Raw genomic sequence first — 22,257 nt, 5'->3', positions numbered from 1 at the left:
AAAATGACCTCCTAGAACACCACCTATGGGAACGGGTGCGGATATGGATTGAGCTGCTCCGGCTTTAGCGGCTTCTTCGTGTAGCCCAATTTAACTGGAACTTTTAACACTCGATCAAGTCCATTCAATCGTTTTAGATGATTGCCAAATGTCATAGGCAGCATCCCTGGAATTAAGACTTTTACACAAGATAATCCATTTCTTTTGATTTCAGGAGTAGTTTGATCGACTACAATCACATCCAGATTTAATTGTTTAAATACTTGTAGAATATCCTTTAGATCATTCGTCAAATCCAGATGGTTTGTATTCCATTTAAATTCTTCCTCAAAAGTCTTTAATGGACGGTTATCATCTAGTAAAAACTTCAGACGCTCCTCTGCTTGAGGTAAACCATATAACATTCCATGATCATCCATTTGTTTAACGAGAGTATTGTCTAATAGCATTTTCATATTTTTAGCATAATTTTCTTCAAACTTTTTATCTAATGTTAGCATCATCCCAGCTAACTCATGCACTGCGCTTTTAACCGCCCGAACAGGATCAAGATGAGCTCCTGCTGCACAAATGAGGTTTAAACCATGTTCTTTTCGGTTTTTTGCAATGGCAACAATACTTGGAATCCCATTCTCCATCGTCGAATTAAATAAATGAAGATCGTAACCACCAACTAAACGCATGCGTTCAATCATTAAATCGAGTTCTTGATCCTTAGCCGATTTTGGATCTAGTCGAGGAAGAGCCAACTGAGCATACCAAGTCATTAAAAATGAATCCCGTTCAACAATTTCCAAAATACCGTAGAAAATAGCTTCTTCTAGGCTTCCCCCTAGTGCACATCCATTGGAAGTTTCATACACATAACCGTGACCGCATCCTAGACTATAGTATGAAAGCAACTCCGGTACAAGAATCGGCTCTTCCTTCAAAAATGAATAGCCCCATACCCAATCAATCTTCCGTTTAGGATTAAACTTCTTAAATGGAAAACGCGGCAGAGCATATTGCTCTTTCGAATGCGTGCCAACAATTTCGGGATTCATTGCATACTCTTTTACATTGTTATAACTATCATGTACTACCGTTTTTTTTCCTCGTGGAGTGAGGCCACAATACCTTTCTAACCCTTCCAAAATGGCCGTTAATTCACTAGATTCATATGATAGTGTACGCCCCGCTGTTCCTTCATCCCCTTGGAGTAACGGTAAGTTTACGACTACATCTGCAAATGGCGTGGTTAGATCATATGCCTTTCCATTTAAAAAACCTGTCTTTTGACCTAAATAGTCATTAACTAACACTTTCTTTAATTCATCCATTGAGCGACTACGATAGCTTGTTGGAGAAACTTTCATACTAGGCTCAAGTGAAATAATAGCTAAATCAGAAGTATCCTCTTCTAGTTCACCACAAATTGGACATAAAGGATTCGGTAAAAAAAAGTGATTAGAGCTTTTGAATGTTTTCATATTTAGTAGAAAAATACGTTCCTCTAGACGAGTATCTTTACCGTTCATAAATTTTTCTACTTCTGCTGCAATTAAGTAAGCCATTTGTAAAAGTCCAGTTCTTGTACCCCATACATCATCTGATACTCCATCACCTTCTAATAACTGATGATCTATTTCTAGCATTTCTCTGCGCTCTCTACCAGCCATTAAACGTCTAAAATCGGCACACTTTATACATCCTTTTTGCCCTGGATGTACTAAAGGTCCAATTACTCCTTCTCCAAATGATATACAAGCACGAAGCCATGGAACGGTTCCTATCCTTAAAATTTCATCCGCTTTTTCATAAATCTTAGGGTTCCATGCATCATCCAAAATAAGTATTAAACTAGTATCCTCGGAAACCGGAGACTTTAAATCTTTCTGTTGAACTAATTTATATTTATTTAACAGAATTTCGGATGTGTACTTACTTAATAATCCCTCTCCAAAAATGGTAACCGTTGAATTCAAATCGAGCTCACCTCTCTTAACAAGACACCATAAACTCCCGCAAGTTCATCTACATTAATCGATTCAAGCATAAACTCCAATGTTAGTAACTCCATATTATTTCGTTTTAAGATATCGATAGCCGAAACTAATAGATCAGAATGTACAGCACGATTAGATTCGGGGATAATCATTTCAGATATTTGCTTTTCTTCCACTAAAACTGATGAACTGTGGATAGCTGTTGATGCAAGTAGTGGGGTTTTATTTTGCGATTCCTTAAGTACTTGTTTTAGTGCATCTTGTAAGGCAATTGTTCTATTTAAACCAACACTTCTATACCAGCCTTTTTCTGTACCAATCCAGACTACTGGAAATCCACAAACCTCTTTTCCTAATGCTATTTTTGGAGATTCATGTATTGTATTTAATGTTTGTAAATAAAATTGAGCACAATCATCTTCAATTTTTATTGCTTTAATTTCTTGAATATGATTTTGTTCGTCCGTTTGTTTATTAAGCTCTTGGGACAAATATTTTTGTAGTGCTCTACAAATACTTTCTGAAAAAGTTTGACCAGTAGCGATTGCGATGTATTCCCCAGGTTCAATACACTCTACAACATCGGACTCTGAATTCATAATAAGTTGACTGGCTATTTGAGATACATACATTTCAACTCCAGTAAGCCCTGCCTCTCTTCTTGCTTCTTCATGAGTTAATTCAGTACAAATCGTACTTGTTAATAGTTTTACTGGACCTTCTGTAAGAGGATCTACTACTTGTATCCGACATTGCGCTAATGGAAGTTGATTTAGTTCGCCCTCACCCCAAACGTGAAATAATCCAGTTTCTTGTGAATTGAACTGACCTAAGTAAGTTAATAAATTACTTTGATCTCCTCTAGGTTTGTTTTGCTCTAACTTTTCCTCAAAATTATGAACTATTTTAGCTTTCGCTTTTCCGATCACTAGTGGATGAGGAGAGAATGTGTGCCAACTACCCTCTAGCGTCTCTTGGTTAATAATATAAACCTGATTATTTTTTTCTGTTTCGCGTGACTTTGTAATATCCTTAAATAGCTCAAACACCATAATATTTGCCAACATTGCCGATGTAATCGAAGACAATGACTGGTTCGTTTCTTCTTCACAGAGAATGTTTTGATGCACACTTCTCCACGCCGACTCGAAGCAAGCTTCAGAATTTGAAGTCACTAATGGTCCGGCCATACAGATCTTTTGCGAAGAAATTGCTGGGATAAATCTCTTCTTCTCTCTTTTACAAATCTCATTGAGCATTTTAAGCTCATAAACACGATCATCTTCTGAAACGTATAAAATCGAATCAAAAGTTGATACAATCTCTTGTAATGAAAGCTTCTTTCTCTTAATTAATTCAACTTCGACTTCACGATCCGTCCTCCGTGCGTTGTCTACAATTTCTTTTATTCGTTTTTTATCAGTATTTTCCGTGTTTGTTATTAAAAGATGGAATTTCGCTAACCCCGACTCTAATAATGCTGAAACCAGCGAAGTGACAATTGTTCCAGAACCAATTGCCAATATCTTGGATTGGCGATAGGTTTGAAAACGATATGAACCAGAATCTCCAAAACAATTTAAAAACTCAATTTGACTTGCATACTTAGTTAAAATATCTTTAGATAATTGATGTGGATGATCCTTACTTACATCCCGTGCAAAGCCATTTTTATATAAAATTTCACCTATTTCATATACTCTTTCCCGGTATTGGTCAGGCAAACCATTTGTTAAATTATCTAATGAGTGTTCACCGTTAAACATTGGAAGTAACTTTTCAATCCACTGGTAAACAGATGTACCTTCCATTCGAAATGAACTTAAGTTATTCCTAAAATAAACACCTCCATTCGCATCAGGTACAAAAAAAGTATCTCGATTAATCTTTAGACGTGCAGATGGATTCAATTTTGACATCCTTTTCAACCCCTTCGATACAGTGAGTTGTACATTAAATTTCATAAATACTTTCTTCATAATCCTATGTTTATTATGTATTCCTTATGTCATAACCTGACTAGATAGCAGTTGCCAAAAACTTATAAATATCTATAGATAGCCCCTACAAAAATTAGTAGGGGCTGATTGTCTATATAGACAAATAGTTTTTATGAAACATTACAATTAACGGTGACAGCGACCGCAGTGACCGCAGCCTCCGCAACGGAAACAGCCTCCACAACCTCCGCAGCCTCCACAACCAAAACAACTAAAAAAAGGAAAGAAACATGAAAAGCCAAAGCACATACGAGCATCGTAATTTTGACCCTGATTGTAATCCCATGGTACTACTTGACTAGATTGAAACTGTCCAACATTTAATTCTTGAAGCTCTCTTTGAAAATCATACATTTTTATAACCTCCGACATAAAATTTGAAAGCGAATAAAAACATAACGTACTTATAAAAAATAAATACAATTAACTCATTTGAATCTGCTAAAACGCAGACTCTCAACAACAAAATATGTTGAGGACTTGGGCATTGTTACCGATTCACATGCCCAATTTATTACTCCTTAATAAAATGATAACTGATTGAAAGTACAAAAAAACCTCACATCAAAAGTGAGGTTTTTCGTACGTCTTTCATCATTAAGATCGGTTATTCCTTAATCTTCATTAAGTTTAATGTTATTAAGGGGTGAATATGAAAATAAATTCTTTTTAATTGCTCTTTTATTTCTCCTGATTTCTTTTCCAAAAATTAATTGCGCTGCTTTTATTTTAAGTACTTTGAAAAGTATGAGGTATAGTAATAATAAAAAATCAAAAATGAAAAGTAAGTCCCCTATCATAAAAAAAGAGAATATTGTATTGGAGATTTCTTCTGTTTGATCAAGAGTAGTAATTACAAAAACTGCATATCTTTCATAAACAGTACAGATTAATAATATAGTTCCAACCGCTATTGAAGTAAAACTATAACCAATAGATCGTTCTCTTTTATTGAATTCTAAAAAGATTGGAAGTAAATATAGCAAAACAACAATAAAAATACTTAATAATAATCCAAACAAAGTAATTCGACTATGTAACATAGACTGAACTAGCAAAAGTTTTCCTAGGATAAAAAAAAGCAACACTATACCCATCATTTGCCTCCTCATTTCTCCATTTAGAGCAACACTCATGATCACATCCATATACAATCACAAATTAAACGAGTTCCATTACAAAATAATTATAGCCCTGCTTATTAAAGTTTCAAATGCTCTTTTTTACCGTTTTGATAGGTAAAAACAGTTAATATATAAAGTTTCATAAAATGATATATGCCTTTCACTATATTAAAGGAGATTGTCGATTAAAATATATTTATTACCGTTTTTAACGGTAAAAATAGTCATATCCTTATTCAGCATCTAAGTTTAAAATTATTTTGAAAACATTATCTTAACAACACTTTTTGTGATTGTTATCACAAAAGCTTATTTATGTTAGTAAAAATATTATTTTAAATCAAAGTAGGAGATGAGATGGATAAGGCGAGTTTAAGAAGATTACACTTAATCGATATTTTAAGTAGTCAAGAAAAATGGTTCAAAACGGAGGAGCTTGCTAAAACTTTACATTGCACTGAGAAAACAATTCGAGCTGATATACAAATTATCAATGCAACATTCCCAGAAGGATGGCATATTGAAACGATAAAAGGAAAAGGTATTTATATTAAAAATCCAATTAATTCCTCGCTTGATCAAGTTCGTTCACTTTTTGTTAAGAACTCTTTATCGCTTCAGGTAATCATGTTTATTCTAATAAAAGACATTGAACACATTAGTGATTTAGGAAAAGTCTTATATACGCATCACAATACGGTATATAAAATTCTCGAACGGGTAGACACCTTATTGAAGTCGTATAATTTAAGTTTAAAGCGTGCACCACTTGAAATTGTAGGTAATGAGTTTCAAAAAAGAATCTTATGCTGTGACGTATTGTATGGTCTATATTCCCATACAAATAACTGGCCCTATGATTCACTATCGTTTTCTATTATAAAAAAAATAGTTACAAAGTCAGCTGAAAAAAATAATTTGCTTTTATTTCCACCTACTATTTATAAATATATTTATTATGTTGGTACGATGCTTCAAAGAATCGATCGAGATATACAATTGGATTTAAATCCTTCTAACAATATTAAGGATTCAAAGTTTTTTTCAGTTGCAACTGATATATGCGTACAGCTAGAAAACATTTATAAAGTATCAATTCCATTAAATGAACTAAACGCTCTTTCTATAATGTTATCTGCATCCCCTTATTTTTCTAGCGATAATGAACCTCAAGATGAAATTATAAATAGCTACCATAACAAATCAGAAAAACAATATATAGAAATACACGAACTTGTTACGATGCTCGAAAAAAAGCTTAGTATAAAATTACATGATCATAATGATTTTATTCTCACTCTTCAAAAACAATTTAAAGCATTTTCCCTAGTTCTTTTTTTAAACGGTAGAATTGATCGATCTTGTCTCATTTCCGAATACGTTAAAAAGCGGTATCCCGAGTTATTTAATAAAGTAAAAACTGTATTTCGTAATTGGTGCAATTACTTTTCATACCCAGAAGTTAATAATGAAGTAATTGCTAAAATCACATTAAATATTCAAGCAATCATCATTAAATTATCATTAGTCAAAAAAAGGGTTCTACTGTTAAGTAGTGAAGGTTACGGTGTAAGACAGTATATAACAACTAAACTAATAAAAGAATTCGGGGATAAAATACATTTTGTTGAACTCCAAAACGGCGAACTGAGGCCTGAAACAATTAGTAAATTACGTTTGGACTTTATCATTGCTGATTTTCAAATTGATATCGAAATTGTTCCAATTGCGGTAATTAGTTCTACTCTTTCACAGCGCGATATTAATCATATCGCCCATTTATTAAAATAAATTTTATTTTAAATAAGAATTCAAAGGTGATTTTATGATAAAAGAAAGGTCAACATTAGTCACAAAAGACTTAGTTGAACTATTAAGGCAACTTGATCATGATACTTTTTTACACGGGATGCGTGTAGGTGAAATGTCTTATAAATTCAGTAGATATTTAGATCTCTCTTTGCATCAATCCAATCAATTACATTTTATTGGTTATGTACATGACATTGGTAAGCTTAAAATACCAAATTCAATCGTTACAAAAAGAGGTCCTCTTACCGATTTCGAGTGGAATCTAATGAAGAATCACACAATTTATGGGTATGATTTATTAAAAAATTTTTCATATCATAATGAAATTATAAATGCTGTACGCTATCATCACGAAAATATTGATGGGACTGGCTATGAAGGTTTATATAGTAACGAAATTGATTTTAATTCGAAAGTAATTAGAATAATTGATAGTTTTGATGCACTAACCCATGATCGTTCTTATAGAAAAAAATGTTCAATTGAACGATCGTTAAATAAAATTCAAAAACAAAGTGGTACTGTTTATGATCATGATTTAATAAAGGAATTCACTAAGTTTATTTGTAAACTGTATTAAGAAGTATTCAATAATGCTAATAATTTACACCTATTAATTGCTAGACCAGAATCTATTAACATGTTATAGTTTCATTAAAATTATAAATTTCACTCGTATAATAGTGAGGATATGGCTCACAAGTTTCTACCGGTTAACCGTAAATTTACCGACTATGAGTGGTAACACATCTGACATTTTAGCTCTAGTGAATCAAAGACTCAAAATGTGTTACTTCACTCAATTTATACAGTGAAGTACATGTTTTGAGTTTTTTGTTTAGATTAAGGGGGATCATTATGGAATTATTACTAAAAAAAATAGAACAAGAAGGAATCGTTTTAGCAAATGATGTATTAAAAGTGGATGCTTTCTTAAATCATCAAATGGATCCTGTTTTAATGAAAGAAATTGGAGAAGAATTTGCGCGTTTATTTTCTGAAGAAAAAATAACTAAGGTAGTAACTATAGAATCTTCAGGTATCGGACCTGGGCTAATGACAGCACTTGCTTTGAATGTCCCTCTAGTTTTTGCACGTAAGAAAAAGTCAATCACAATGCAGCAAGATGTTTATACTGCCAAAGTATATTCATTTACAAAAAAAGAAGAAAATGAAATTTCAATTTCTCATAAATGGTTAGACGAAGGCGATAAAGTTTTAATAATAGACGACTTCTTAGCAAACGGACAGGCAGCTCTTGGATTACTTTCAGTCATGGAACAAGCGAAGGCAGTAACAGTTGGCTTTGGAATCGTAATTGAAAAATCATTCCAAGATGGCGGAAAGATTCTGCGTGATCGTGGTTATCGAGTTGAATCTCTTGCTCGAATTCAATCTTTAAAAGACGGTCAAATTAAATACTTCAATGAAGAATTAACTGTTTAAAAATAAAAAAGACATTGCTTGAACGATTTGTGTTGTTCACAATGTCTTTTTTCTATTAATTAAGCCTTTTTTAGGATTAAATATACAAAGTAAGGTCCACCGATTAGGGCTACTATAATCCCTGCTGGTATTCCTTCTGAATCGACTAAGTTTCTTCCGATTGTGTCCCCCATATATTACCTGCTAACCATTTTGCAATAATATCTACTTTAGCACGTTCCGCTGATGAAATTAATACAATCATGATTCCTGAAAGAAATCTATTTACTAATATTGTCAATATTAATTACTAGTGAAATCATTGAAAAATTCTCAAAAATGGTTTATATTTTATTGAGAATGATAATCAATGACAGAATATTCTGGAGTGAGACAGAAAATGAATATAATTGATCTATATGATGTAACAGTAATCGGGGGAGGTCCTGCTGGACTATACTCTGCTTTTTATAGTGGTTTAAGAGAAATGAAAACAAAAATAATAGAATTTCAATCTGAATTAGGTGGGAAAGTTCATTGTTATCCTGAGAAGATGATTTGGGATGTTGGAGGACAGCCACCAATTCCCGGTGAAAAATTCATCGGTCAAATCGTTCAGCAAGGTTTAACGTTTGATCCTACAGTTGTATTAAATGAAAAAGTCGACACGATCACTCGTGATGATAATGGCATTTTTACTTTACATACTTCTTCAGGTCAAAAGCATTATTCTAAAACAATTATTGTTGCAGTTGGCAGTGGAATATTAAACCCAACAAAGCTTAAAATAGATGGTGCAGAAAGATTTGAAGTTTCAAATTTAAACTATACAGTAAAATCACTTAAACATTTTAAAGACAAAACTGTAATCGTTTCCGGTGGTGGTAATTCTGCGATTGATTGGGCTAATGAATTAGAGCCGGTTGCTAAGAAAGTTTATTTAACTTACCGAAAAGATGCTCTAAAAGGTCATGAAGCTCAAGTCTCTCAATTAATGAATAGTTCAGTAGACTGTCTTTTCAATACATCAATTACGAAATTGATTGCTTGTGAAAATCATGAAGAAATAGAAAAAGTTGAATTAACAAATAACGAAACTGGTGAAGTATCTCATTTGGCAATTGATGAAGTAATCATAAACCACGGTTATGAACAAGATACTTCTTTATTAAATAACAGTGAAATAAAAGTAGAAATGATTCAAGATTTCTATATTAAAGGGAATACAACGAGTGAAACTTCGATTGAAGGGATTTATGCAGCTGGAGATATTTTAATGCATGAAGGAAAGTTACAACTAATTGCTGGCGCATTTCAGGATGCCGCTAATGCCGTTAATAAAGCGAAGCAATATATTCAACCAGATGCTAGTGGATCAGCAATGGTTTCATCTCATAATGAGGTATTTAAACAAAGAAATCGTGATTTAATTAAACAGATGATGAACTAATTTTAGTAAATTTTCACTTGGCTAATAACAAAAAACGAATTCCATGTGAATTCGTTTTTTCTTTCTTATGCGTTAGAATTTAATTACTTCTTTTAGTATAAAAAAATAGAAACTCCCAATGGGCTTCTATTTTTTCTTTCTCATTTCCACACCGTCATATATTTTTTTCGATATTTTGGATCTTCTTCTGTATCAATCAATTCGAAAGCCTTTTGTTTAATCTCTTCATTCTTAACCGCGTCATAAAGGTTTCTCATACATTGAATGATATCGTAACGAATCAATGTATGGTTCTTTTCTTTTTTGCAATTTAAATAACGATTTTCTAGATGATTAAGCACGATTGCTCTTTGTTCAGGACTAGCTAAGCCTACTCTCCATATTGATTGTAAAGTATGTCTTGCCGTAACAAATTTTGGATCATATGTAATTTGCCAAATTGCAGGAAAATCGTTTAGCATCCTCTTCTCTGGATCACTAATCGCTAAATTTGAGAGAAACTGTGCAGCTCTTGACCTTTTGTGATTTCCTTTATGCGTAAGCTCTGATTTTAATCGATCCCATACTTCATACGACCAATCTACTTTTTCTTTTGTAACGGAAATAATATAGTCAAAGGCTTCGTATTGCAAATTCTTGTCATTTGATTCAAGGTTTTCAAAATAAGTTTGTACTTGTTGATCCATTTTAAGTACCTCTCCTGAGAATAGTAAATAAATTCTTTTATCTAGATGATATCATTCCCTAGCATTCACTTGCTATGAAAAAAATTATCTTATCGTTCAATTTTTTTTCGATTTTCACTAATACTAAGCCTACTTATTCCAGTCAATATACGATAAAATCGTTGATTATCTATTTAATTAAACGTTTGTTTAGTTTTAAAATAAATGGTTTCGGTAAAAAGTACACCTATGTATTAATAATGAAATTAAAATATAAATGAACGATATGCAGTCCCTGGTCGTATAAGAAGTAAGGAGGGATATTTTATGAAAACAATTTTATTTGAGGAAGATAAATTAATCATTTCACTTTCTAGTCTTGAAACAATATTAGGATTAAAACATACAATCGAGGTTCCATACAGTAATATAAAGGATGTTTCTAAAGAGGATACCCATCAATTTTTATGGAAAATGTATGGTACACATTTAGGCCCAAGTAAATATGGCTATTTCAAAAAAGATGGAGTGAACTATTTTGTAGCTTCAAGCACTAATAAGGGAAATTTAGTTTTAACGTTAAATAACCACAAATACGATAAAATCATTTTAGAATTAGATCACGTTGATGATGTTTTACAGCAGATACAAAATACGTTACGTACTGATATTAAATAACTGAAATAAGACTGTCTTTAACGGACAGTCTTATTACTAGTATTTAATCAATAATTCAATTTTAAGACTTCACCGCTTCAACCGTAACTTCTTCAAATGGCCAAGCTGGAAGCATTTTTCTTAACACTTTATCTTCTCTATAACCAAGGTCATATTCAGCTTGCATAATTGTGTGTATTTCTCTTGTTCCTTCGTAAATAACAGGTGCTTTTGAGTTTCTTAAATAGCGTTCTACTGGGAATTCGTTTGAGAATCCATATGCACCGTGAATTTGAACTGCATCATTTGCTGCTTCATTTGCGGCATTACAAGAGATCCATTTTGCTAGAGACGTTTCTCTAGTGTTACGTTTTCCATTATTTTTTAACCAACCAGCCTTATAAACTAATAGACGTGAGATTTCAAGGTTTGATGACATTTTCGCGATCATTTGTTGTACTAATTGATGTTTTCCAATTTCTTTTCCAAATGTTTTTCGCTCATTACAGTATTTTACGCTTGCTTCAAGTGATGCCTGAATTAATCCACAAGCACCAGCTGCAACTGTGAATCGTCCGTTATCAAGCGCAGACATTGCAATTTTAAACCCTTCACCTTCGAAACCTAGTAAGTTTTCAGCCGGGACTCTTACATCATCTAAAAATACTTCACCAGTATTCCCTGCTCTAATACCCATTTTTCCTTTGATCGCTTTTGTGGAAACGCCTTCAAAAGTCCGTTCTACGATAAAGCAAGAAATTCCATGGTGCTTTAAGTCATGATTTGTTTTCGCAAAAATTAAGAAATGGTCCGCTACATCACATAAAGAAATCCATGTTTTTGATCCGTTTATGATGTAACTATCTCCATCTTTTACAGCTGTTGTTGCCATTGCTACTACATCTGATCCTGCATTTGGCTCTGTTAATCCAAACGCACCAATTTTCTTACCTTGCGCTTGAGGAACAAGATACTTTTTCTTTTGTTCTTCAGTTCCCCATTGTAGTAATGTCATACTATTTAAACCAGTATGTACTGAAACAGCAGTACGGAAAGCAGTGTCTCCTCGCTCTAATTCCTCACATACAATCGCTAATGTGTTATAATCCATTCCTACTCCACCGTATTGTTCGGGAATACATACACCCATTAGTTGTAAATCTGCAATTCGTTTTAGAATATTCGCTTCGAAATGTCCTTTTTCATCCCATTCTTTTATAAATGGGATAATTTCTCTGTCTACAAATGACCTGACTACTTTCCTTACACTAATTTGTTCCTCAGATAATGAAAAATCCATTTTTATTTCCTCCTCAAATTGTTTTATTTCGTTTCATCTCTTCTATTTCAATTCGAGAATACCCTAGTTTACTTACTATTTCTTCTGTATGCTCACCATGTAAAGGCGGGTGTCTTAATACTTCAATTGGTGTTTTTGATAATTTTAACGGTGATCCGACTAATTTTAGATCCTTTATAAAAGGATGGTTTACTTCCAACACCATTTCTCTCGATTTAGCTTGTTCAGACTGTAGGGCTTCACTCACATTATTTATTGGGCCATTTGGAATCCCTATTTGATCTAATAATTGTTTCCACTCATTTTTACTTTTCAACTTCAACTTATTTTGAATTAATTGCTCTATTTGTTTTCTATTCTGTAAACGGCCCGTATTTGTCTCAAATTTTTCATCCATTAAGTCTGGTTCATCAATTAGTAATGTAAACCTTTTAAATTGTTCATCATTACCTACCGCAACTACTAATTCACCGTCACTTGCAGTAAAGACTTGATATGGAACGATATTTGGGTGTTGATTTCCCATTCGTTCAGGTACAATTCCACTACATAAATAATTACTAGCTACATTTACTAAAGCAGCTAGCTGAGAGTCAAACAATGAAATATCGATTTCCTGACCTTCTCCTGTACGATCTCGATTCTGAAGTGAAGCAAGAATCCCAATACATGTAAATAGACCAGTTAAAACATCCGAAATGGCTACACCTACTTTTGTTGGCTCTGCCTCTTTCTCACCAGTAATGCTCATTAATCCAGACATCGCTTGGATGATATAATCATATCCTGGTAAACTTGAATTCGGTCCTTCACTACCAAACCCACTAATGGACGCTAGTATTATGTCTTCCTTTATTTTTTTCAATTCCTCATACCCAAAACCTAGTTTTGTCATGGTTCCAGGTTTGAAATTTTGAACAACTACATCAGCCTCTGAAACTAGCTTTTTTAAAATTTCTTTACCTTGCTCACTTTTTAAGTTTAGTGTTATGCCTTTTTTATTGCGGTTCGTACATAAATAATAAGCGCTTTCACCTTCAACGAAAGGTGGCCCCCATCCCCTAGTTTCATCGCCATTATTTATACTTTCTACTTTTATAATCTCTGCTCCTAAATCCCCGAGGATCATCGTACAAAAGGGTCCGGCTAGTACTCTTGTTAAATCAATGATTTTTATTCCATGTAATGCACCTGGCAATTTTTCCACCTCTATTAATCTAGTTAATAAGCCAGTAAAACGATCAATCACAATAGTTGAATTGAATGTTTAACTGGCTTATAACTGCGCTTTGTATTAACAGTAGATTTATTAAATGTCTAACCCAATTGAAATATATTTAACTTCTAAAAATTCTTCAATTCCAAAATGACCGCCTTCTCTTCCAAGACCGCTCTCTTTATAACCGCCAAATGGAACTTGTACAGCAGAAGGTGTACCATCGTTTAGTCCAATAATTCCGTACTCAAGTGCTTCTGTAACGCGGAACGAACGACTTAAGTTTTCCGTATAAACATATGCAGCAAGACCGTAATTTGAATTATTTGCTCTCTCAATTACTTCTTGTTCGGTTTTAAACGTAGTAATTGGTGCAAGTGGACCAAATATTTCTTCCTTCATACATGCCATTTCATCCGTAATACCCGTTAAAATAGTTGGTGCATAATAATATCCATTTTCCTCTGAAGGTTTATTCCCACTATATACGATTTTTCCACCATTATTAGTAGCATCTTCAACTAGCGTTTTTACCTTTTCTAAAGCTGCATCATCAATTAGTGGACCAACATCAATTCCTTCTTCTAAACCGTTACCCACTTTTAATTTTTCTAGCTCTTTTGTAAATAACGCTGTAAATTCTTCTGCTACACTTTCCTGTACATAAATACGATTTGTACAAATACAAGTTTGACCCGCATTGCGGAATTTTGACTGAACTAAGCCAACCGCTGCTTTTGATAAATTAGCATCATCCATGACAATAAATGGTGCATTTCCACCAAGCTCCAGTGAAACCTTTTTGACATTCTCTGCTGCTCCTACCATTAGCTTTTTGCCAACTTCAGTAGAGCCAGTAAATGTAATCTTTGTTACTCTTGGATCTTTTAACCATACATCGCCAATTTCAGAAGACTTACCAGTAACGACATTAATTACACCTTTTGGAATCCCCGCTTCATGAGCAAGCTCCGCAAGTTTTAATGCTGTTAAAGGTGTTTGAGTAGCCGGCTTAATAACCGTTGTACAACCAGCGGCAAGTGCAGGAGCAACTTTTCTTGTAATCATAGCTGCCGGGAAATTCCAAGGTGTAATTGCTGCAACAACTCCTACAGGTTCTTTCCTAATAAGAATTCGTTTATTAGGTTGTGATGCAGGAATTGTTTCTCCATATACACGTTTACCTTCTTCTGCATACCAAGAAATAAAACCATTTGCATAAACAGTTTCACCTAATGCTTCTTTTAATGGTTTACCTTGCTCAATGGTCATTAATTTAGCAATTTCTTCTTTCTTTTCGTCAATCAGACGATACCAATTCATTAATAAATGGTATCTTTCTTCTGCTGTCTTTTTTGACCAAGTTTTAAATGCTGTATGAGCAGCATCAACAGCTAATTTTGCTTCATATGTACCACCCGTTGGAATTGCACCTACAACTGCACCAGTTGCAGGATTTGTAACCTTCGTATAATATTCATGATCGTTCCCAACCCATGTACCATCTATATACATTGGGTAGACTTCATATTTCTCTTTAATTTGGCTCATGAGTTTACCTCCAATTGTAATTCTGGTAGTAATACAGCTTCAATTGACTCCCTTAAAATATCTAGTCCTTCTTCAAGCTGTTCATCTGTAATCGTTAGTGGCATTAACAAACGAATAACATTGCCAAAGATACCTGCGCTTAACAACATTAACCCTCTATTGTTAGCTTCTTTTACAATCTTTCCAACTGTCACTTTGTCTGGTGTTTTATCTTTCTTATTTGTTACAATCTCCATTGCACACATTGCGCCAATTCCGCGAATATCACCTATTTGTTCAAATTGCTTAGCCCACTTGTGCATTTCCTCGTTAACTTTTTCGCCGATTACAACAGCTCGCTCATTTAATCCTTCTTCCTCAATGATATCGAGTACTGCTAATGCTGCACGGCATCCAAGTGGACTACCAGAGTATGTTCCACCTATTTCTCCAGCATCAGAAGCTTCCATAATTTCTTTTCTACCGATAACGCCACTAATAGGTACTCCTGCACCCATTGATTTTGAAATTGTAATTAAATCAGGCTCAACTCCAAAGTGCTCAATTGCAAAATATTTACCTGTTCTAGCAAAACCAGTTTGAATCTCATCTGCTACAAATAATATTCCATATTGCGTACAGATTTCTCTAACCCTTTTGACAAAATCAAGATCAGGAACAATAAAGCCACCTTCACCTTGGATTGGTTCCATTACGACTGCAGCAATTGTTTCTGGTGCAACCTCTGCAATCAAAAACTGTTCAAATTGTTCAATGATAAATTTACTATATTCTTTTTCATCCATTTGATCTGGACGACGGTAAACATATGGATATGGTGCTTTATAGACTTCAGGAGCAAATGGTCCAAATCCATATTTGTATGGCTTAACTTTACTTGTCATCGTCATTGTCATTAATGTTCGACCATGGAACCCTCTAGTAAAAGAAATGATTCCTTGACGCTTTGTATACTTTCTTGCAATTTTCACTGCATTTTCAACAGCTTCTGCGCCACTATTAAAAAATGCTACTTGTTTTTCAAAACTTCCAGGAGAAAGATCTGCTAATCTTTCTGCAAGCTGAATATAAGATTCATACATCATGACATTAAAACCTGTGTGAATATAATCTCCGGCCTGAGCTTGAAGCGCCCTTACTACTCTAGGATGGGAATGACCCACATTTATTGTTCCAATTGCACCTGCAAAGTCAATAAACGTATTACCATCAATATCCTCAACTAGTGCACCCTTTGCTTTTTTTACAAATGCTGTACTATTATTACTAATTCCTTTTGGAACCACTTTATTTCTTCTAGCAACTAACTCTTGTGATTTTGGTCCTGGAATTGAAGTTTGGATTTTAACGAATTTTCGATCTGCCATAATTGCACCATCCTATCTATAACGATTTTTGTCTGTAATTAAAGCATGTCATGAATTTTAAAGTCATGACATGCTAAAAGTATTAAACTTCAATAGTAGATAAAATTTCTTTAAATGCACTTACTACAGTATCAACTTCTTCATAGCTAATTTTTAAAGAAGGCTCGATACGAATTGTTTTTGAGTTAATTAATGTACCAGCAACTAGTATCCCTTTATCAAACATTCCTTTAGAAACTTCATAGCCAATTTCATCTTGATGGAACTCGATTCCAATCATTAAACCTTGACCACGAATTTCTAAAACTTTGTCTTCATGTCCTTTTGCTGCTTCTTTTAATTGATCTAAGAAGTAAGCTCCAACTACTTCTGCTCTTTCAGGTAATTTTTCTTCAAGAAGCACACTGATTGTAGCAATAGCAGCTGCACATGCTAATGGATTTCCACCAAATGTTGTTGTATGCATAAATGGATTTGGGAACCAGCTTTTGAAAACTTCTTCTTTTGCAACTACTGCTCCAGCTGGCATAACTCCGCCACCGAATGCTTTCGCAAGACAAATAATGTCTGGAACTACTTCATATAAATCAGCAGCAAACATTTTACCAGTACGTCCCATACCTGTTTGAACTTCGTCAAAAATTAATAGAGCTCCGTACTCATCACATAGTTCACGAACTTCTTTTAAGTAGTTTGGAGGAGGAAGAATAATTCCACCTTCACCTTGAATTGGCTCAAGTATAACTGCTGCAACATCTTCGCCTACTAAAGAGCAAGTTTCAAATGTTTTTCTCATCATATCAATGTCACCAAATGGAACATGGCGGAATCCAGGAATTAACGGTAAAAACGGTTTACGGAACATGCCTTTTGCAGTACCAGATAAAGAACCTAAGCTTTTTCCGTGGAATGCACGTGTAGTTGAAATAAATGTACTGCGCTCACTATACATTTTTGCAAGCTTTAATGCTGCTTCTACGCTTTCAGTACCACTATTTGTAAAGAATGAGTATTTTAAATCACCAGGTGTAATATCTGCTAAAATTTTAGCAAGCATTGCACGTAATGGATCTAATAAATCTTGGCTATGAAGTGCCTGTCTTTTTAACTGATCTGTAACTGCTTTGATAACTTTTGGATGACGGTGACCAACATTATAAATTCCAAATCCGCCTAAACAATCGATATACTCTTTACCATTTACGTCTTTAAAGCATGATCCGCTATCAGACCATTCAACAGATGCAAATTGACCGCCTTCTGTAACCGTTTTGCGGTAAGCAAGGAAACCTGGGTTTACATGCTCTCTAAAACCATCAACTGTTTCCTTTGTGATCCATGCAGCGTCTTCTTCTGTAACAGTCTCTTTTTCTATTAAACTTAAAACCTTATTAATGTACTCGGTTACATTTTTTTCTTCACTTTTTAATTCGTTTTTTAAGTTGATACTCATTTTGTTCACTCCTATAGTCATTTTATCTATTTTTATCTTTCCTATCTGTCTCTTCTTAAAACTGCCTAAAATTATTCTGCAAACCATCCAATTGGTTCAACTTGTAAGTTAATATTAATTTGTTTAACTTCTTGGAATTCTTCTAGTCCAAATGTACCTAGGCTACGCCCTACACCGCTTTGTTTGTAGCCGCCCCAAGGAGCTTCATTGTATGTTGGGTGGTATGAGTTAATCCAAGTAATGCCCGAACGTAACTTTTTAATTACCCTTAAAGCTTTCGCTCCATCTTTACTAAAGACAGCACCCGCTAAACCGTATACAGTGCCATTTGCAAGTTTTAACGCTTCTTCTTCAGATTTAAACTTTTGAATACATACGACTGGACCAAAAATTTCTTCTTGGACAATGCGCATATTTTGTTCAACATCTGCAAAAACAGTTGGTTCAACAAAATAACCTTTCTCCAAACCATTTTTTTCGATTCGATTTCCACCACAAGCAAGTCTCGCGCCTTCTTCTTTACCTATTTGTATATAGCTTAAAACTTTTTCTAAATGCTCTTTACTAACTAGAGGCCCCATTTCTGTTTCAGCTACATCCCCAGGACCTACTTTTATTTTCTCGGCACGTTCTACAAATCGCTCTACAAAGCGATCATAAATTGATTCTTCGACTAAAATTCTTGATCCAGCCGAACAAACTTGACCTGAACCTGCATAAATCCCAAATAGAGCATAATCGACAGCCGTTTCAAAATCTGCATCTGCAAAAATGATATTCGGAGATTTTCCACCAAGCTCCAGTGATACTTTTTTCATCGTATCTGCCGCTGTTTTCATGATATGTTTGCCCGTTTTTGTTCCACCTGTGAATGAAACCATATCAACATCAGGGTTGGCAGCGATTTCATTTCCAACTACTGGACCAGCACCCATAACCATGTTTGCTACACCTTGTGGGAGACCAACCTCTTCAAAAATTTCAAATAATTTCTTTGGAGTCACTGGTGTTACCTCAGATGGTTTGAAAACGATTGTATTACCTGCCGCTAGTGCTGGAGCAATTTTCCATACACTCATTAATAATGGATAGTTCCAAGGAACAATTAATCCACATACTCCAATTGGTTCGCGAACAACCATAGCCTGCATAGGATCTGCTACATGGTAAGTAAAACCATCTGGCTTTGTAATTAATCCTGCATAATAACGGAAACAAGCTGCTGCATCGGCTACATCAAAACCAGCCTCACGATTTGTTTTTCCATTATCTAATGTTTCAAGTTTAGTTAGTTCTTCTTGGTATTCTTCTATTTTGTCTGCAATTTTAAATAAGTAAGTTGCTCTTTCTTGAGCAGATAAATCAGACCATCTTCCATCATTGAATGCTTTACGAGCAACATCAATTGCTTCTTTCGCATCTTCAACCGTTCCTTCAGGAGCATATGCAATGACTTCTCCATTTGCTGGGTTAATAACAGGGCGTTTCTCATGATTGCTAGAATCTTTCCATTCGCCATTAATAAACATCTTTAAATCAATTGTTTTAAATTGAACATCGACCATTGTATATAAACCCTCCTTAAATTCTTAACAATTTAATAATTTGCAAGAACTGTGCCAACTTTAATACACCTAATTTATAAGGGTTTTACTTCAATAACCTGTACATTATTATTCATTTTTGCATAACACTATTACACTTTGCATAATCTTTGAAAATCGTAAAAAATCTACGATCATTAAACGTTTTTAAAACTATTTCTGTAAAACGACATATTAAGAAAATTCATTGCATAGGCTAGAACACCATGAAAGGAGGAATTATTATGTTGCTTGCAGGAACATGCATTGCGGTTGGTCTCATCATCATATTCATGGCATTTAGTCTCTCGAGGGATCAAGTTAGTATGACTGAAGTAATTAATAGTAAAGTTGAAAATATAGGGGATTTAGAGAAATAAAAAAACGCACCCTGTGCGTTTTTTCTAATTAAATGACATAAAGTCACTATTCATATTCTTTTCATTCATTATTTTTTGATACTTGCGACTAACCGAGGACTGACTAATGCCTAACACTTGAGCAGCCTTCGTTGTTGTTTTATATTGCTTCATCGCAAGCACAATAAGTTGCTCTTCAACATAATCAATCGCTTCTTGGAGAGGAATTACTTTATTAATGACTGGTTTAGATTTATTAAAATCATAGCTATTTGGTAAGAATTGATTAACATCCTCTGCATTAATAATTTGATCTTCAGCAGAGACGACTAATCTTTCTATGATGTTTTGAAGTTCTCTGACATTACCTGGCCAAGAATAAAATTCTAATACGTTAATTGCATCTGGTGTAAGATGAAAACTCTTATTATATTTTTCATTTAATTGCTGTAAAAAATGGAAAGCTAATAATGAGATATCTTCAATTCTTTCTCTTAATGGTGGAATATTTAAAGGTATAACATTTAAGCGATAATACAAATCCTCCCTAAATGTACGTTCTTCAACCATTTTTTCTAATCTTTTATTTGTAGCTGCAATAATTTGTACATTTACTTTAATTGGCTTTGTACTTCCAACTGGAATTACTTCTTGTTCTTGAAGGACCCTAAGCAGTTTTACTTGTAAATGCAATGGCATTTCACCTATCTCATCTAAAAATAAAACGCCTTCATCTGCTTGCTTAAAATAGCCGTCCTTATTTTGATCTGCTCCTGTAAACGCCCCTTTAATATAGCCAAAAAGCTCACTTTCCAGAAGATTTTCAGGTATTGCACCGCAATTTAATTTTAAAAACGGTTTTGCAGAGCGGTTTCCTAATTGATGGATAGCCTGTGCAATTACTTCCTTCCCTACACCAGACTCTCCATGCAGTAACACAGTGGAAGAAAAATCAGCAATTTTTTTCGCTTGATTAATGATTTGCTCCATTTTTGGACTACAGTAAATCAGCTTTTTGACAAAACGATCCTTGCTCTTTATATCTTCAAGCTCCTTTTTATATTGCTCAGAAATCTTCTTCATTTCTTTTAGTTCCGTCTTTAGGCGTGAAGTTTCTGTAATATCTCTAGAAGCAATAATAATACGTTCAATTTCCATATTCTCATCAAAAACTGGATTTCCTACCGCAAGTACTTTACGTCCATTAATTGTTTCTTGAACAATTGAGACTTTCTTCTTTTTTTCTAAAACTAGTTTTGTAACAGAAGGCGTAAAAAGTCCTTGGTTTCCGAATTCTAAAATACTCTTTCCAAGTAGTTCCTTTAAATCTACATTCCAAAATCCTGGAATTATATTTTCACTGTAACGGATTAGCTCACCCTTGCGATTTACTACAAGTATTTCATCATAAATACTCGATAAAATGGCATTTAGATCTTTATTTAAATCTTTTACATATTCAATTTCGGAAGCCATTTCTTCAACCATTGGGAGATCTTGTACAACAATGACAACTCCTTCAACCTCGTTATCAACGAAAATCGGGCTATAATCAACAAGAACACCCATATCGTCACTTATTTGAATCTGATTAAGAATTGTTTTACCTGTAGCAAATACATTATCGACTTGTTCGCCGCTGAATATAGTTTCTGCTTTTGTATTAATTACTTTTTCTAATGTTGATTTAATCATTTTCAACCCAGCATCATTGCAATTCACAATAACTTTATTTTTATCTACTACAAATGTTCCCATCGGTATCGACGTTAAAATGCTCTTTAATAAATCCACACTTTTATTTTCTTGTTTGAAAAGCTCCGCTAATATATCTTCACGAAGTATGTAACCAATTGGCATATCTTCCTCTTCTTTTACAATCGAGATCGGTTCTCCAATAATTTGAAAAAGAGTAGTTATTGAAATTTGCTCACTTAAGCGACTAACACTATTTATTGATTGAGAAGAACTAGTAATCTTTGAAATTTCTATATTTTTCTTTTTATTATTACTTTGAATAATATTATTTAATTGAACATAACCAAAAATCTGATTTTGCTTACGTAAGAATAAAAAGGGTTCATTTATATTGGATAAATCAATTTCATCATTTTCTTTAAATTGATCGACATCTATTGTGATGACTGGTCTAATTTGCTTCTCATTTATTGATAACATTTCTTTCCCCCCTTATGTCTAAACCATACTACATTCCTATTTTAGCAGAATTTTTTAATTTATCATAAAAATCTAAAATTATAATTTACTAATCTATTTAACACAAACAAAAAGAAAGGGCAGTCTCTT

Annotated in this window: 18 protein-coding genes, 1 pseudogene and 1 riboswitch; of the genes and pseudogenes, 6 read left to right on the top strand and 13 right to left on the bottom strand. The window is 33.9% G+C overall.

Annotated features, from left to right (window positions below):
• Positions 1-23 precede the first annotated feature (23 nt).
• The 4 genes from ACFVRR_RS16440 to ACFVRR_RS16425 all read right to left on the bottom strand — a co-directional run bounded on the left by ACFVRR_RS16440 (position 24) and on the right by ACFVRR_RS16425 (position 5,124).
• Positions 24-1,967, bottom strand: a complete 1,944-nt coding sequence (locus ACFVRR_RS16440; RefSeq protein ID WP_387330651.1) for a TOMM precursor leader peptide-binding protein — start codon at positions 1,965-1,967, stop codon at positions 24-26.
• On the bottom strand, positions 1,964-3,907 hold the full coding sequence (locus tag ACFVRR_RS16435) for a putative thiazole-containing bacteriocin maturation protein (RefSeq protein ID WP_387330648.1): 1,944 nt from the start codon (positions 3,905-3,907) through the stop codon (positions 1,964-1,966). Before ACFVRR_RS16435 ends, ACFVRR_RS16440 begins: the two co-directional genes overlap by 4 nt.
• 207 nt (positions 3,908-4,114) lie before the next feature.
• Entirely contained in the window at positions 4,115-4,342 is a 228-nt protein-coding gene (locus ACFVRR_RS16430; RefSeq protein WP_335479127.1) for a heterocycloanthracin/sonorensin family bacteriocin, read from the bottom strand.
• 260 nt (positions 4,343-4,602) lie between these two features.
• Complete coding sequence (locus ACFVRR_RS16425; protein ID WP_387330646.1) at positions 4,603-5,124, bottom strand: hypothetical protein; 522 nt, start codon at positions 5,122-5,124, stop codon at positions 4,603-4,605.
• A 345-nt stretch (positions 5,125-5,469) separates the two neighbouring features.
• Between ACFVRR_RS16425 and ACFVRR_RS16420 the strand changes: the two genes are divergently transcribed.
• The 3 genes from ACFVRR_RS16420 to ACFVRR_RS16410 all read left to right on the top strand — a co-directional run bounded on the left by ACFVRR_RS16420 (position 5,470) and on the right by ACFVRR_RS16410 (position 8,370).
• Positions 5,470-6,903: a BglG family transcription antiterminator gene (locus tag ACFVRR_RS16420; RefSeq protein ID WP_387330643.1), complete on the top strand. Its 1,434-nt coding sequence runs from the start codon at positions 5,470-5,472 to the stop codon at positions 6,901-6,903.
• Positions 6,904-6,937: 34 nt separating this feature from the next.
• Entirely contained in the window at positions 6,938-7,504 is a 567-nt protein-coding gene (locus ACFVRR_RS16415; protein WP_387330640.1) for an HD-GYP domain-containing protein, read from the top strand.
• A 73-nt stretch (positions 7,505-7,577) separates the two neighbouring features.
• Positions 7,578-7,679: riboswitch (purine riboswitch) on the top strand.
• 103 nt (positions 7,680-7,782) lie between these two features.
• On the top strand, positions 7,783-8,370 hold the full coding sequence (locus ACFVRR_RS16410; RefSeq protein WP_387330637.1) for a xanthine phosphoribosyltransferase: 588 nt from the start codon (positions 7,783-7,785) through the stop codon (positions 8,368-8,370).
• A 59-nt stretch (positions 8,371-8,429) separates the two neighbouring features.
• Here ACFVRR_RS16410 and ACFVRR_RS16405 read toward each other — a convergent pair.
• Positions 8,430-8,543, bottom strand: a pseudogene (locus ACFVRR_RS16405) (iron chelate uptake ABC transporter family permease subunit); the annotation flags it as partial.
• Between the two features lie 206 nt (positions 8,544-8,749).
• On the opposite strand from ACFVRR_RS16405, the gene ACFVRR_RS16400 reads away from it, so the two are divergent.
• A complete protein-coding gene (locus tag ACFVRR_RS16400; protein ID WP_387330634.1) occupies positions 8,750-9,799 on the top strand; it encodes an NAD(P)/FAD-dependent oxidoreductase in 1,050 nt (349 codons plus the stop codon).
• Positions 9,800-9,939: 140 nt separating this feature from the next.
• Here the strand turns inward: ACFVRR_RS16400 and ACFVRR_RS16395 are convergent, their stop codons facing one another.
• Complete coding sequence (locus tag ACFVRR_RS16395; RefSeq protein ID WP_387330631.1) at positions 9,940-10,485, bottom strand: hypothetical protein; 546 nt, start codon at positions 10,483-10,485, stop codon at positions 9,940-9,942.
• A gap of 306 nt (positions 10,486-10,791) precedes the next feature.
• On the opposite strand from ACFVRR_RS16395, the gene ACFVRR_RS16390 reads away from it, so the two are divergent.
• Positions 10,792-11,142, top strand: coding sequence for a PH domain-containing protein (locus ACFVRR_RS16390; RefSeq protein ID WP_387330628.1), 351 nt, complete (start codon positions 10,792-10,794; stop codon positions 11,140-11,142).
• 61 nt (positions 11,143-11,203) lie between these two features.
• Here the strand turns inward: ACFVRR_RS16390 and ACFVRR_RS16385 are convergent, their stop codons facing one another.
• The 6 genes from ACFVRR_RS16385 to ACFVRR_RS16360 all read right to left on the bottom strand — a co-directional run bounded on the left by ACFVRR_RS16385 (position 11,204) and on the right by ACFVRR_RS16360 (position 19,573).
• Entirely contained in the window at positions 11,204-12,421 is a 1,218-nt protein-coding gene (locus ACFVRR_RS16385) for an acyl-CoA dehydrogenase family protein (RefSeq protein ID WP_387330626.1), read from the bottom strand.
• Between the two features lie 13 nt (positions 12,422-12,434).
• Positions 12,435-13,619, bottom strand: a complete 1,185-nt coding sequence (locus ACFVRR_RS16380) for a CaiB/BaiF CoA transferase family protein (protein WP_387330623.1) — start codon at positions 13,617-13,619, stop codon at positions 12,435-12,437.
• 111 nt (positions 13,620-13,730) lie between these two features.
• On the bottom strand, positions 13,731-15,152 hold the full coding sequence (locus ACFVRR_RS16375) for an NAD-dependent succinate-semialdehyde dehydrogenase (RefSeq protein ID WP_387330709.1): 1,422 nt from the start codon (positions 15,150-15,152) through the stop codon (positions 13,731-13,733).
• Positions 15,153-15,184: 32 nt separating this feature from the next.
• A complete protein-coding gene (gabT, locus tag ACFVRR_RS16370) occupies positions 15,185-16,555 on the bottom strand; it encodes a 4-aminobutyrate--2-oxoglutarate transaminase (RefSeq protein ID WP_098231257.1) in 1,371 nt (456 codons plus the stop codon).
• An 82-nt stretch (positions 16,556-16,637) separates the two neighbouring features.
• Entirely contained in the window at positions 16,638-18,008 is a 1,371-nt protein-coding gene (locus tag ACFVRR_RS16365) for a putrescine aminotransferase (protein ID WP_387330620.1), read from the bottom strand.
• Positions 18,009-18,079: 71 nt separating this feature from the next.
• Positions 18,080-19,573 (bottom strand): aldehyde dehydrogenase family protein, encoded by a 1,494-nt coding sequence (locus ACFVRR_RS16360; protein WP_387330617.1) that lies wholly within the window; start codon positions 19,571-19,573, stop codon positions 18,080-18,082.
• A 263-nt stretch (positions 19,574-19,836) separates the two neighbouring features.
• Between ACFVRR_RS16360 and ACFVRR_RS16355 the strand changes: the two genes are divergently transcribed.
• Positions 19,837-19,971 carry a hypothetical protein gene (locus ACFVRR_RS16355; RefSeq protein ID WP_387330614.1) on the top strand — a complete coding sequence of 45 codons (135 nt, stop codon included), beginning with the start codon at positions 19,837-19,839 and terminating at the stop codon, positions 19,969-19,971.
• Positions 19,972-19,995: 24 nt separating this feature from the next.
• On the opposite strand, the gene ACFVRR_RS16350 is transcribed toward ACFVRR_RS16355, so the two are convergent.
• Positions 19,996-22,128 (bottom strand): sigma 54-interacting transcriptional regulator, encoded by a 2,133-nt coding sequence (locus ACFVRR_RS16350; protein WP_387330611.1) that lies wholly within the window; start codon positions 22,126-22,128, stop codon positions 19,996-19,998.
• Positions 22,129-22,257 lie beyond the last annotated feature (129 nt).

Origin of the sequence: Gottfriedia sp. NPDC057948, assembly GCF_042887255.1 — a bacterium.
In the GTDB taxonomy this organism is placed as follows: Bacteria; Bacillota; Bacilli; order Bacillales; family Bacillaceae_G; genus Gottfriedia.
This window is presented reverse-complemented; position numbering and strand designations above follow the sequence as displayed.